Origin of the sequence: Glaesserella sp., assembly GCF_041817755.1 — a bacterium.
GTDB lineage: Bacteria > Pseudomonadota > Gammaproteobacteria > Enterobacterales > Pasteurellaceae > Glaesserella.
In genome coordinates this window covers 39,566-53,460 of the sequence record NZ_JBGYBX010000069.1, presented here as the reverse complement: position 1 = coordinate 53,460, position 13,895 = coordinate 39,566, and the positions used below count along the sequence as shown (strand labels likewise).

Here is a 13,895-nt window from a genome sequence, read left to right as displayed (position 1 = left end):
CGTTATCCGCTTTGCTGATTTCAAACGGCATAATCTCGATATCACGTTGTACTTCTTTATCTTCGAAACGACGACCGATTAAACGTTTAATCGCAAATAAGGTATTTTTCGGGTTAGTGATCGCTTGGCGTTTTGCCGGCTGACCGACTAGAATTTCTTTGTCCGTATAAGCAATGATTGACGGAGTGGTACGCGCACCTTCTGCATTTTCAATCACACGTGGTTTGTCGCCGTCCATTACCGCAACACAAGAGTTGGTTGTACCTAAGTCAATACCGATAATTTTTCCCATAATTTGATTCCTCTAATATAAATTTGGTTGTTTGTTTAAGTTAGCGACAAGATTGTGCTTTTTCGCTACATTTCAAGGGTAACTCAAACATTTTTCAAAAAAGAAACGGGAAGTTGTTTGACGTTCCCGCTCAGACGGAACAATAAATAGGGACGAAAATGTTAGCTTCAAGGGGGCAATGAAAAAATTTTTAAGATAAAACGCCTTAAAGATCACAAATCCGGGTATTTTCACTTGTTTTTTTGGAGTATTACCTGGGTAAGAAACGGCTGCTTTACAGACACTGCCAATTCTAAAAACAAGCTTTATAGAGCGGTAGGAAAACCCGGTTCAGCAGAACAACTTGCTATGTTCCATTGTAAAACGGCAGAAGTATCCGGTTGTGAAATTGTTATTCCCGAAGTATGCCCAATTCTTTAATTTCCTAATCAATACCGTCTGAAAAACAATATTTCAAATCATAATAAAAAAACATTATTAAGAAATCGAACGTGATTTTTACCAAAATAGAGAGTAAAAGTGATCAGAGGAGTTATTCCTCTTATATGAAACTGCTCATATGAGCGCAAGCGGTCCGTTTTTAAGCAAATTTTGCAAAAAAATTGCTGAAACTGACCGCTTGTAAAGATTATTTTAATAGGGCTTTCAGATTGGTTTTCATTTTTTCCAGCTGATCCGCATAGATTTGCTTGTTTTCCAATTCATCGATTAAATAATTGACGGTTTCCGAAAGCGTCATCTCCATGTCGGCGGATTGCTTGGAAAGGCGCAGCCAACTGGCATAATCCAAATCAATGGATTTTTTCTTGGTGGACGGTTTTTCCGCATTAAAGAACCGCTTGCGCCGCGCTCGTATCGACTGACGCATCCGACGGCGTTGATCAGAGGTCATTTCCGATTTGATCCACTGTTCGATTTCGTCCGGTGAATTTTGTAATGTGGTAAGCAGTTGCATTTTGAGCTCAATCAGACTTTGCTCTTCATGCTTAGTGACATTTTCACCTTCTCGGTATTTTTTCAGCAAGTATTTCCATTTCCAACTTGCTTCCTGTATTGCTAATTTTTGGTATCTCATGCTACCTCCTGCCGTCTGCAAAGTATAACGAAATTGCAAGAACGAATCTATTAATGAATATTCGGGTTTCCCTATGTATAATAAGGCTAAAATTTTATCATGAGGCGATTCCGTGCAACTTTCTCCATTAACGTGGCAGTCATTACTTTTTCAATTTCCTTTCGAAAACACCGGTGAGGCGGTGAATTTCTTTGATTTTCAGCCGAAAACCCGACAAGCGTTCAATCAATTTATCTTGAGTGATGTCGGCTCGGCGTTGGTGTTAAAAACGGAAATTTTCCCTGAATTTTTGGATGAAATCGAGGCGTATTTTAGTCGTCGACACATTCATACCGTGATTAAAACCGAATTTAACCGCAACCGGTTATTCGGTTACGGCATGTATTTGGAGCAAGAAGGAAAAACGGAAGTCATCCACGGTGCAATCCGCCAAGCGGACGGAGGAATACTCATTCTGAACATCAGCGCCTTGCTGTTGGATATTACCCAATGGGATAAACTGAAACAGGCGTTATTATTCGGGCAATACGAACAACATGCGGTCAATGCCGTACCAAGCGTGTTACCGATCGTCCGTTCAAAATTTAAATTACTGTTAATCGGAAGCCGCGATGATATTTCAACACTCACCGCCTACGATGAAAGTTTGTATCAATTCAGCCAATACAGTGAATTGGAATCATATTTGGATTTGAATGAAGAGAATATGATTGAATGGGGAAATTACGTCCAAACCCAAGCAAAACGCTATACGGATAAATCGTTTTCCGCGCAGGCATTAAATCAAATATTGCGTAACTATATGCGTGAAAGTGAAAACCAACAGCTGATTTCCATTTCACCGACGTTATTGAAAAAACATATTTTAGGCATGAATACGTTCTATGCGAACCAAACGGAATTTACCGATGTACAAGGTTATTTCGATTATTTGGAACACCAATCGTCCCGCTTAAACGATTATGTGATTCAAGATATTCTGAACAATCAACTTTATATTGAAACTGAAGATGAAACCGTCGGACAAATTAACGGATTGTCGGTCATTGAATTTGACGGCATTCCTTATTCCTTCGGTGAACCGCTCCGTATCAGTTGCAATGTGCAATATGGCGACGGTGAGATTCACGATATCGAACGTAAAGTCGAACTGGGCGGGAACATCCATTCAAAGGGCATTATTATTGCCCAATCCTGTTTGGCTAATCTGCTGGAGCTACCGACGCAACTGCCGTTTTCCGCTTCCCTCGCGTTTGAACAATCGTACGGGGAAATCGACGGTGACAGTTCGTCGTTGGCGATTTTTTGCGTATTAATCAGCGCACTGACCAAGCTACCGTTACCGCAATCGATCGCCGTCACCGGTTCGATAGACCAATTCGGCAATGTGTTGAGCGTTGGCGGAATCAATCAGAAAATCGAAGGATTTTTTAATCTCTGTCATGCCCGTGAACTCACCGGCAAACAAGGGGTAATTATTCCGGCGGTTTGCATCTCGCATTTAAGTTTGAAACAAGAGGTGATTGAGGCGGTGAAAGCCAATCAATTTCACATTTGGGCGGTGGCGGATGTATTCGAAACCATTCAAATTTTATTGTCACACGCGTTTTACGATGACGAAGTACCGGAAGGCGATAATAAGCCATCGGTTTTTTCTCTGGTACATCAGTATATTGAGCAACATCAAAACGAAGAGACAAGCGGTTCGATTTGGCAAAAATTTTGCAAATTATTGAAAATACACTGATTCGACCAGTCAGCTTACAACTGTTCGCTATTTTAAAAGTCTGTTACCATTCGCCTCCATGTATGCCCTGATAAAACAGGCTTTTTTTCGACTTTTATGGGAAAAAATAATGAACACTTGTACACCTAATATTAAATCCAGCTATGATTACGAGGATCTTCTTGCCTCCGGCCGCGGTGAGCTTTTCGGTAGTGAAGGGCCGCAATTACCGGCGCCGACCATGTTGATGATGGATCGCATCACCAAAATTACCGATACCGAAGGGTTGTTCGAAAAAGGGTATATTGAAGCGGAATTGGATATTCATCCGGATCTTCCTTTCTTCGGTTGCCATTTTATCGGCGATCCGGTGATGCCGGGATGTTTGGGGTTAGATGCCATGTGGCAATTGGTCGGTTTCTACTTAGGTTGGATCGGTGGCAAAGGGAAAGGGCGTGCATTGGGTGTCGGCGAAGTGAAATTTACCGGTCAAATTTTACCGACCGCTAAAAAAGTGATTTACCGCATTAATATGAAACGGGTGATTAACCGCAAATTGGTGATGGGCATGGCGGACGGTGAAGTGGAAGTCGACGGCAGAGTAATTTATACCGCAACGGATTTAAAAGTCGGTTTATTCCAAGATACCACCTCTTTCTGATTTTTCGATCGACGTCGAAAAATTCATTTTTTCCGATTTACAAATCATCCCGACATTTTAATATCCTCCTTTATCGGAGGATATTATGTTTCGTGCATTCACATTGATTGAATTACTGACTGCGTTTACCGTCGTTGTGATTTCACTTTATTTTATTTCTCCGACAATTTTTCGCATTCAGGAAAATATCCTGTTGCATCAAGAAATTGATCAGATTAAAACCTTCCTTTATCAAGTCCAATCACATTCCCGATACGCCAAAAAGCATTATTCGTTGACCGTTTCCCAACGTGAAGAAGAAAAAAAATGGTGCATGATTGCCATTGAAAAATCATACAGTAAGCAGCGGGTTTGTGATTGTTTCAATCTGCCAAGCTGCAATATATCGAGTCATTATTACGTGTATCACAATATTCATCCTCAAATACAACTGAAAAGTAATAGTTTATATCCTCGGGCATTTATCGATATTGACGGCAGATCCGCCCGATTAAGCCCGAAATGTCTGGATATGCGCACCAATCATGCTCGGGAAATTATCCAATTCGATCAAAACGGAGTCGTTAATGTGGTACAAGAACAGAAACGCAGCACTTGTCGTTAAACGCTTTTATGCTTTTAGTTTGACGGAAATCTTACTTTCGCTTTCGTTGGGGTCGATACTGTTGCTTGCGGCTTCCTCGCTGTATGCGGATTTCCATTATACCCAACATAAACAACGTGAATTATTGCATGTACAGCGCAACACTCACCAGCTGCTGGATTATCTTCAACAACATATTCAACATATCGGTTTTCAAGGCATATTCCGGCAAGCAAGTAACTACCCGCTTTTTGCAAATCACGGCAAGCCTTATGCGTTAAACGATCAGCGCTGTCTGGTTTTTTTCTATGATTTAAACGGAGACGGTTGTATCGGCAATCGCGCCAAAACACAGGCATGCCATCGTTCGAATCTAAATTCAACCACGGATGTCAGTAAGGAATTATGGGGCATTAAGTTGGAAGGAAAAACTTTGGCCGTTTATGAAGACAGTGCGGTACAAGGTTGCCACAAAAGTGAATGTGAAAAAGTACTGACCGATTGTCGGCTCGGTAACTGGCGTAAGTTTTCCGAAATGGCGGATTATCAGGTGGAAGAATTAACGTTCGAATGGATAACCTTTGAGCGCGTGTTAAAAACCACCTTAACGTTATCTTCAATAACACAGCCGGATATTCAATACCGTGCGTCGGCGTACAGCTATTTATTCAATGCGAAGGATTGGTAGGTAAATGAGAAAATATCTTTCAGCCGGCGTCTTACTCGCTTCATTCGTGATCATCAGCGGATTATTGGCGCTGTTGTTTTTAAGCAAAAATGTGCTTTTAGACAGAGAAAAGCTCAGCCACTATTTTTATCAAGATTATTTGACGGATAAATTTAAATTAATCGATCAAGTTCACCTTGATGAAAATCAGTTATGCCGGGAGCAACAAAAGCCGGTCATACGATTTACGTTTAAATTCCTCGATTATCGCTTCCATTGTGAAAATTATTCCATTTTTATTCAACCGAAGCCGACGCAGGATAAATATATTGCGGTGGATGATATTCGGCAATGGTTGGATATCGATAAATATCATGCCGATATCGTTTTCATCCGCAGTTTAAAAGATCTGCCCGAAAGTAGCGAAAGTCACCCGAAAATAGTGATTGCCTTACAAGAGATTAATGAACGTCTGGATAGGGATTTCTACGGTATTATGATTACCGATTTTTACTTTGATATTACCGGTCGGCGGTTTTACGGCGCATTGTATTCATCTTATGATAATGCAAGGGAAGAGCGTAATTTAAGTTATCGGAGAGCCGTCATCGATAATATTGAAAAACGTTTTTCCGACTGGCGTTATTTACCGAATTCAAGGAATTTGCTCGCTCATGACTAAATTATTTAAAGCGGAAAGCTTCGTCGGTTTATTCATTGCCGTTATGTCGTTCGGCTTCCTTTACTTAAGTTACAGCCATTGGCAAAGTTGGCAAAACCGACAGCTAAATTTTATTTTTCAGCAGCAACAAGCGTTACTGATTGCCGAAAACCAACTTACCTTAAAAATGACGGATAAATCAGCCTGCGAAAAACGCATTGAACAGAACGCCATCACCTTTGAGATACAATGCAGCTCACAGCAAATTAAGGTACGTTTTCCGAGCGGTGAGGTCGTGATCAAGCGGGATTCATAGATCAAGCCGTATTTAGACGGTAGAATAGCGAGTTCATCAGGGGAGGCTGCGATGTTTACCGTTTATTATTCTAACCAATTGGCTAACCAGAAAGATGTCTTAATCGGCATCTTACAACAGGACCCTAATCCGGACCCGTTCGCCCAAGAGACGATTTTGGTACAAAGTCTCGGTATGGCGCAATGGCTCCAGCGACAAATCGCCGAGCATATCGGCATTGCCGGTAATATCCAATTTCCTTATCCGACAAACTTTTTATGGCAACAATATCGTGCTTTATTGCCGATGTTACCGAAAGAAAATAAATTCGAACGCCATAGTATGACATGGCGCTTAATGCGCTTAATCCCCTCTCTGTTAGAACAGGAAAACCTCACACCGCTCAAGCGTTATTTGATGCAACCGGATCAACTCAAACGCGTCCAACTTGCCGGAAAAATTGCCGATTTGTTCGATCAATACTTGGTTTATCGCCCGCAATGGCTGGTGCATTGGGAAAATGGTGAACAAGAGATAGTTTTGCATCACATCCTCAAACATGCCTCGTTTCAACAAAAAAATCGAGCAGAAATACACGAAACCATCCAATGGCAAAGCCTGCTTTGGAATGCACTGGTGGAGGATATCAAGCAAGACAGTGACGAAGTAATTTTTACCGCCTCACACCGCGCTTATTTACAGCAACGTTATTTTGAAAAATTGGATAACCTGACGGAAAGCGAAAAAGCGTTATTACCGCCACGGATTTTCGTGTTCGGTATCTCTTCGCTGCCGGCATCCCAACTGGCTGTACTGAAAAAATTGAGCGAACATTGCCATATTCATCTGTTTTTTACCAATCCCAGCGAACACTTTTGGGGTGATAATCGCGAAGAAAAAGCATTGGAAAAATTGGCGTTACACCAACATCTTTCCACCGATGAATTGGATGCACTGTTGGAGCAGCAAGGCAACCCGCTACTGACCACATGGGGCAAACAAGGTAAAGAGTTTTTAGCGTTGTTAACCGAGCTGGAACCTCATGAAATCAACTATTACGATGATTTCGCCACGGAGAACCCGACCCTGCTTACCCAAATAAAACGTGCGATTTTCCGTTTCGAACAGCACACTGTTTTTACACAGGCACCGACGGATCATTCCGTCCAATTTCACGTCTGCCACAGCAAAATGCGCGAAGTCGAAGTTCTGCATAACCGTTTATTACAACGGTTTGAGCAAGATCCGACGCTGTCGCCGACAGACGTGATTGTCATGTCTCCGGACATTGACGACTATGCGCCTTATATTCACGCCGTATTTTCCCGCTACCCGCGCCATGATGCACGTTTTATTCCGTTTACCTTATCGGACCAAAAAATCAGTTATGTCGATCCGATCGTCGCCAGTTTTTTGCATTTATTATCCGTCACTGAACGTAAATTTACCGTAGAAGATGTGTTGGACTTATTCGATACCCGTGCAATTCGAGAACAATACCGACTGACCGAAGAGAGTCTCTTCACTCTTAGAGAATGGATAAACGCCGCCGGTGTCCGTGCCGGATTACACACGCAAAACCCGTTATGGGATAACTATACCTCGTGGGAAAACGGGCTCAACCGTTTACTACTCGGTACCGCGTTAACCGCTGAAAACGGTCCTTGGCAGGACGTGCTGGCATTTAATGAAAGTTACGGGCTTGCCGCCGAACAATCCGGCCATCTTGCAAAATTTTTACAAGATCTGACCGCTTGGATCGCCTTCCTTGCTAACCCTCAACCCGTCGAAAAATGGCAACAAGCACTGACGACATTGATCAACCGACTATATCGGGAAGACGAGGACAGTGCGGGTACCTTAATTCACTTACATCAAGCCGTTGAGAGCACTATCGAACATATCCGCCAAGCGCATTTTAGTGAGGCGTTGGAAGTGAGCGTCATCGCTCAACTGCTTGAACGACAGCTGAGCGAACAGCGCAGCAATCTCCATTTTTTAATGGGCAAAGTGAATTTCTGTACGTTATTACCGATGCGGGCGATTCCGTTTAACGTAGTCTGTTTATTAGGTATGAACGAAGGGGAATTCCCCCGCCAGCATGCCGTCAACAGCTTCGATTTAATGCACTATGCACCGCAAAAAGGCGATCGTGCACGGCGAGACGATGACCGTTATCTGTTTTTGGAAGCGGTGTTGTCGGCGCAACAAATGCTGTATATCAGCTATATTGGTCAATCGTTAACCGACAATCAAACCAAATTGCCGTCGATTTTAGTTTCACAACTGAACGATTATATTCAAGCAAACTTGAATTCAGCTGCCGACACGTTAGTACACCATCATCCGATGACGGCGTTCAGCCCGAAGAATTTTACCGCAGGTAACATCTCTTACGACCGTGAATGGCTGGCGGCAAAATCACAGAAAAAAGCGTTACCGCCTTTTTTAACGCCGCTCGCCCGCTCGGAGGCGGAGTTACCCGATGAAATCGAGCTTGCCGATTTGATCGCGTATCTGCAAGATCCGATACGCTTTTTCTTTCAACATCATTTGGGTGTTCGATTCGAACAGGATGATGAAACGCTTAGCGAAGCGGAAGTGTTTACGTTATCTCCTCTCGAACGTTATCAATTGCTCGATCGCTTGATTCACGTAAAACCCCAAGATCGCGATGCGTTTTTCCGTCATGAAAAATTAGCCGGCAATCTACCCGCTTGTCACTTCGCCGATCTGACCCAATCCGCGTTATCACATTCCATTGAAGCACTGCACAATCGATTGGCGGAATATCTCACTCGAGCGAGCGAGTTGCTCGAAATTGATCGGGTTTTCCACATTGGTGAACGGAACATTCGATTAATCGGCCATCTTCCGAATCGTTTTGATGAGGAGATTGTCTTATGGCGGGTCGGTGATTTGCGTGACCGGGATATGATCCGCATTTGGCTGTATCATGTCATCTTGGCGGCAACGGACAATCATGACGTGAAACAAATTCGTTTTTATTACCGTCAAGGCGATACGGTAAAAACGCTGAGTTTCAACGGCATTACGCAAGCTGAAGCCGAAGCGTTGCTCACGCAATATCTCCGAGATTATTTGAGCAATTTTAACGAATTGACGTGGGCAATCACTAACGATTTAAAGGATTATATCCGACAACATTCGGCGGAAACTTCAGGTGCGGAGTTATGTCAAAAGGCTGTCGAATCTTATCATAATGTTTATCTACAACGTGTTATGGCTCAAACCCCGACACTGCCTTTTGATGATATCCACCGGCGCACATTAAATTGGTTTGAGTTAATGATTCATCAGATGAAGGAGAATAACGAATGAAAAAATCACTGCTGATTTATACCCTACAAGCGGTACTCACCGCCGCCCTCATACAAACACCGCTCGTTTTTGCAAAAAATTCGTCGGAACAGACCGCTAGTAATACGGTTGTACAAGCGCAACAAGGCTTTGAGCTCATCAAAAACGCTATTAACAAAAGTCCGGCGGACAAGGCAATATACCAAGCAATCAAATTAACCAACGGCATGGAAGTTTTGCTGATTTCGGATGAAAAAGCAAATAAATCGTTGATGTCCGTCGGTTTGCCGGTCGGCTCGATGGAAGATCCGATCGCCCAACAAGGTCTGGCGCACTATTTGGAACATATGATTTTAATGGGCTCCAAGGCTTTCCCCGAAACGAACAGCTTAGACGGCTTTCTTACCAAGAACGGCGGCTATAATAATGCCTATACCGCCCAAGATCATACGGTTTACTTTTTAGAAGTGAATAATAATGCCTTTGATGAAGCCGTCGCCCGCCTTGCCGATGCCTTTGCCCAGCCGTTATTGTCGGAAACCAATGCAAAAAAAGAAGTCAACGCCGTTAACGCCGAAATGGTACGGGCAAAATCCAATGACGGTTATTTAATGCATGACATTAATTTGGCTACCGCCAATCCCGCCCACCCGATAACCAAATTTGCCGTCGGAAATAATAAAACCTTATCCGATAAAGAAAACAGCAAACTCCAAGACGAATTATGGGCATTTTATCGCCAATATTATTCCGCCAATATTATGAAAGCCGTCTTGTATTCCAACCAACCGATAGAAAAACTGGCGAAATTGGCGGAACAGACACTCGGTAAAGTGGAAAACAAACGAATTTCGGCACCGACGGTCGACGTACCGTTTTTCCGAGATGAAGATAAAAGTGTCATCCTCTCTTATAAACCGGTAAAACCGAGTAAGATGTTAGTGATTTCATTTGACATGCCGGAAGATAAAGCACAATTCAAACATAAAACGGGAAAATATCTAGCCTACATGTTCGGTAATAATACCGAAGGAACCTTATCCGACTATTTGATTAAACAAGGTTTATCCGATAGCGGTATTCATGCGGAGTCTTCCGCCGATGTCAGCCGTAATCGTGGCAGTTTCGAGTTTTATATTGAGTTAACCGATAAAGGCTTAGCGGAAAAAGATAAGATTATTTCACTGGTTTTCCAACAAATCGCCGAAATGAAAAAAGCCGGTGTACAAGTCAGTTATTTCAATGAATTAAAAGAGAGTCTCAATCAAGAATTTCAACATCTGCAAGAAGAGAAAGACGGTAATTATGTGGCGGGGTTAGTCAGTAGCATGCTGATGTATCCGTTGGAAAATATCATTGACCACAGTTATAGCGTTGAAAGTATGGATGAACAGGCTATTCACGCCAAATTAGCGCTCATGACCTTGGAGAATGCACGCATATTGTTGGTCAGCGACAAGGCTCAAACCGATAAAAAAACCCGTTATTTTGAAGCGCCTTACTCGATTGCCCGCGTAACTCCCGAGCAGAAAGCGCGGTGGTTGGATTTCAGTCAAAATCCGACGATCAAGCTGCCTGAAATGAATCCGTATTTTGCCACGGACTTTTCATTAAACGAGACGGATAAAACCCGTCAAATGCCGCAATTAATCGAGCAACAAGCCGGTACGGAAATCTATGCCATGCCAAGTCATTATTTCGGTGGCGAACCGAAAGCCAAACTCAGTTTAGGCTTTACTATCTCACCGCCAACCGACGAGTTGAAACCGAGCGTTACCGCGGTTTTACTGGGGTATATGGATGAGCTTTCACAAACCAAACTCAACTTCCAAGCCTCCGTGGCCGGTATTTCCGCCCAATTAGCCGTCGGCGATAACGGTATTGCCATCGGTGCGGAAGGCTATACGCAAAATCTGTCTAAACTGCTGAAAGATATGGTTACACAATTCAGCCGCTTTGAATTAAGTGAAGCGATGCTGGCTCAAGCCAAACAACGTTATTCGGAAATGCTGGATCGTCAGGAAAAAGAAAGCGCTTTGCGTCAGGCAAGCAGTGCTATGACTCATTTTTCCTCTTACCCTTATTTTGAATCGGCGCATAAACGTCAGATCCTCGAACAGATTACGCTGAACGACATCCGACAGCTGCGAGAAAAGCTGTTGACGCAGGCAACCGGATTGAGCGTGTTATCCGTGGGGAATTTCTCCGACGCTCAAGTCAAACAATTGGCGGGCGAGTTGGAAACGATAGTAAAAAACGGCAATTCAACCTTGGACTACGGTCGTTATCTTGATATCAACCAAAGCAGCCGTAAACTAAATTACATTAAACACATTCCGCATGAAGACAACGCTTTGGCCTTAGCGTATTTTCCGAAAGGCTATGAGGAGCTGGACGGTATCAGTCGTTCCATGCTGCTCAAAGATATGATTTCCCGCTGGTATTTTGATGACTTACGTACCGATAAACAGCTGGGCTATGTCGTTCATGCGACAAATACCCGTATCGGAAAAACCGCCGGTCTTCAGTTTCTCGTCCAAAGTCCGAGCGCCTCCACCCAAACCATCATGAAACACAATGAACGCTTCTTTGCGGATACTTTATCGAAGCTGAAAGCGATGCCGGCGGATGAATTTGAAAAATACCGCAGCAGCTTACTGGACGTGTTGCAACATAAACCGGAATCGCTCGCTCAGGAGTTCAATGAATTTACGGTGGATTTTATCCGAGGCAACCGCAAATTTGATCGTAAAACGCAAATTATTGAGCGGATTAAACAACTGAAGCCGCGAGACATCATTGCGTTTTACCAACACGCCGTGATGGAACAAAACGGCTTTGTATTTGCCAGCCAAGCTATCGGCACCAACAAAACCCTAAACCAAGCGATCGACTTTAACGACTTTGAGTCCATCGACAATATCGAAAAACTGCAAAAAGAATTTGAGGTGAAAGATTATTAATGCCGTACAAGCGGTCGGATTTTGCAAAAAATTTACCAAATCGTACCGCTTGTATCACCATAAAAAACAGGGAGCTTTTGCTCCCTGTTCTGTTTTTTTACTGCCCGTAATACGCATTCTTACCGTGTTTGCGTAAGTAATGCTTATCTAACAGCTCTTGTTGCATTGAACCGATATTCGGGCGGATTTGATGGCTGACAAAATTCATATAGGCGACTTCTTCCAATACCACCGAATTGTGTACCGCATCAAAGGCGTCTTTACCCCAAGTGAAAGGACCGTGAGAGTGAACCAATACGCCCGGTACCATGGATGGTTCAATATTGCGTTTGCGGAAGGTTTCCACGATTACTTTACCGGTTTCCAACTCATATTCGCCTGCAATTTCTTCCGGGGTCATACGGCGTGTGCAAGGGACTGAACCGTAGAAATAGTCGCCTTGTGTTGTACCAAGTGCCAAAATATCTTCCCCTGCCTGCGCCCAAGCGGTTGCGTGACGAGAATGTGTGTGAACCACGCCGCCAATTTCAGGGAATTGACGGTAAAGTTCTAAGTGTGTCGGGGTATCTGAAGAGGGTTTTTTCGTTCCCCAAACACGATTGCCTTGTAAATCGACAATCACAATGTCATCAGCCGTCATGACATCATAATCTACGCCGGACGGTTTAATGGCAACTAAACCAGACTCGCGGTCGATTTCACTCACGTTACCCCAAGTGAATGTGACCAATTTATATTTTGGTAATTCCAAATTTGCTTTTAAAACACGTTCACGCAATTCTTTTAACATTCGAAGCCCCCTTCTTTCATTTTTTGTTCAATCCAACGGCGAGCATTGATGATCTCAGCAATCGGCTCTTCCGCTTTTTCTGTCCACATTTCAATTAAAAACGCACCACGATAATTCAATTCTGCAAGGGTTTTGAAGCAAGCCACAAAATCCACGCAACCATCACCAAACGGTACATCACGGAATTGACCTTTGCAGGTTTCAGTGACTTTGTAGGTATCTTTTAAGTGAATAGCCGAGATTTTGTCGATACCGAGTTTAAGTTCTTCGGCAACATTATCGTTCCACGCCGAGAGATTGCCTAAATCTGGGTAAACGGTAAACCACGGCGATTTGATGATCTCGTCCCATTTTTTCCAACGGGAAATCGAACTCATGAATTGGGTATCCATAATTTCAACCGCAATCGTCACTTGATTGCTTGCCGCTAACTCAACCGCCCACTCTAGCCCTTCTTGGAAACGTTGGATAGTGCCTTCGTCTTGCTCTTCATAATAGACATCATAGCCGGCAAGTTGAATGGTGCGAATGCCGAGATCTACCGCTAATTGAATTGCCTTTTCCATAATTTCATAGGCTTTTTGGCGAGTAGCTTCATCACGGCTACCAAACGGAAAGCGTCGATGTCCGGATAGGCACATTGACGGAATGGTTACGCCGGTGTTGATGATCGCTTTGACTAGTTCAATACGCTCTTCTTTTGTCCAATCAAGACGAGCCAAACGTTCATCAGTTTCGTCCACGGAAATTTCGACAAAGTCAAAACCACAGGTTTTGGCGATAGATAGTCTGTCTTGCCAGCTGATATTTTTCGGCAAGGCTTTTTCATAGATACCTAATTTATGTTTTCTCACGGGTTGC

General features: G+C 43.3%; 12 protein-coding genes. 8 read left to right on the top strand and 4 right to left on the bottom strand.

Annotated elements, in window-relative coordinates:
• Together ACEYKX_RS10790 and matP are read right to left on the bottom strand one after the other, a co-directional pair.
• The coding region (locus tag ACEYKX_RS10790; RefSeq protein WP_373780728.1) for an Hsp70 family protein at window positions 1–292 on the bottom strand (292 nt) is incomplete at its 3' end.
• Window positions 293–920: 628 nt separating this feature from the next.
• On the bottom strand, window positions 921–1,367 hold the full coding sequence (matP, locus tag ACEYKX_RS10785) for a macrodomain Ter protein MatP (protein WP_373767536.1): 447 nt from the start codon (window positions 1,365–1,367) through the stop codon (window positions 921–923).
• Window positions 1,368–1,479: 112 nt separating this feature from the next.
• Between matP and ACEYKX_RS10780 the strand changes: the two genes are divergently transcribed.
• From ACEYKX_RS10780 to ptrA, 8 genes are all read left to right on the top strand, one after another.
• Window positions 1,480–3,114, top strand: a complete 1,635-nt coding sequence (locus tag ACEYKX_RS10780; protein ID WP_373767537.1) for an AAA family ATPase — start codon at window positions 1,480–1,482, stop codon at window positions 3,112–3,114.
• Between the two features lie 109 nt (window positions 3,115–3,223).
• Window positions 3,224–3,754 carry a bifunctional 3-hydroxydecanoyl-ACP dehydratase/trans-2-decenoyl-ACP isomerase gene (gene fabA / locus ACEYKX_RS10775; protein ID WP_373767538.1) on the top strand — a complete coding sequence of 177 codons (531 nt, stop codon included), beginning with the start codon at window positions 3,224–3,226 and terminating at the stop codon, window positions 3,752–3,754.
• Between the two features lie 85 nt (window positions 3,755–3,839).
• A complete protein-coding gene (locus ACEYKX_RS10770; RefSeq protein ID WP_373767539.1) occupies window positions 3,840–4,358 on the top strand; it encodes a Tfp pilus assembly protein FimT/FimU in 519 nt (172 codons plus the stop codon).
• Window positions 4,321–5,025 carry a hypothetical protein gene (locus ACEYKX_RS10765; protein ID WP_373767540.1) on the top strand — a complete coding sequence of 235 codons (705 nt, stop codon included), beginning with the start codon at window positions 4,321–4,323 and terminating at the stop codon, window positions 5,023–5,025. The genes ACEYKX_RS10770 and ACEYKX_RS10765 overlap by 38 nt, the downstream gene beginning before the upstream one ends.
• A 4-nt stretch (window positions 5,026–5,029) precedes the next feature.
• The gene (locus ACEYKX_RS10760; protein WP_373767541.1) at window positions 5,030–5,686 is read left to right on the top strand and encodes a DUF2572 domain-containing protein; all 657 of its coding nucleotides are present in this window, start codon (window positions 5,030–5,032) and stop codon (window positions 5,684–5,686) included.
• Window positions 5,679–5,981 carry a DUF5374 domain-containing protein gene (locus tag ACEYKX_RS10755; protein WP_373767542.1) on the top strand — a complete coding sequence of 101 codons (303 nt, stop codon included), beginning with the start codon at window positions 5,679–5,681 and terminating at the stop codon, window positions 5,979–5,981. Before ACEYKX_RS10760 ends, ACEYKX_RS10755 begins: the two co-directional genes overlap by 8 nt.
• 51 nt (window positions 5,982–6,032) lie before the next feature.
• Window positions 6,033–9,302: an exodeoxyribonuclease V subunit gamma gene (recC, locus tag ACEYKX_RS10750; RefSeq protein WP_373767543.1), complete on the top strand. Its 3,270-nt coding sequence runs from the start codon at window positions 6,033–6,035 to the stop codon at window positions 9,300–9,302.
• Window positions 9,299–12,244 carry a pitrilysin gene (gene ptrA, locus ACEYKX_RS10745; RefSeq protein ID WP_373767544.1) on the top strand — a complete coding sequence of 982 codons (2,946 nt, stop codon included), beginning with the start codon at window positions 9,299–9,301 and terminating at the stop codon, window positions 12,242–12,244. The genes recC and ptrA overlap by 4 nt, the downstream gene beginning before the upstream one ends.
• Window positions 12,245–12,341: 97 nt before the next feature.
• On the opposite strand, the gene araD is transcribed toward ptrA, so the two are convergent.
• Both araD and ACEYKX_RS10735 read right to left on the bottom strand, forming a co-directional pair.
• Window positions 12,342–13,034, bottom strand: coding sequence for an L-ribulose-5-phosphate 4-epimerase (gene araD / locus ACEYKX_RS10740; RefSeq protein WP_373767545.1), 693 nt, complete (start codon window positions 13,032–13,034; stop codon window positions 12,342–12,344).
• A complete protein-coding gene (locus tag ACEYKX_RS10735; protein WP_373767546.1) occupies window positions 13,028–13,888 on the bottom strand; it encodes an L-ribulose-5-phosphate 3-epimerase in 861 nt (286 codons plus the stop codon). The genes araD and ACEYKX_RS10735 overlap by 7 nt, the downstream gene beginning before the upstream one ends.
• Between the last annotated feature and the right edge of the window lie 7 nt (window positions 13,889–13,895).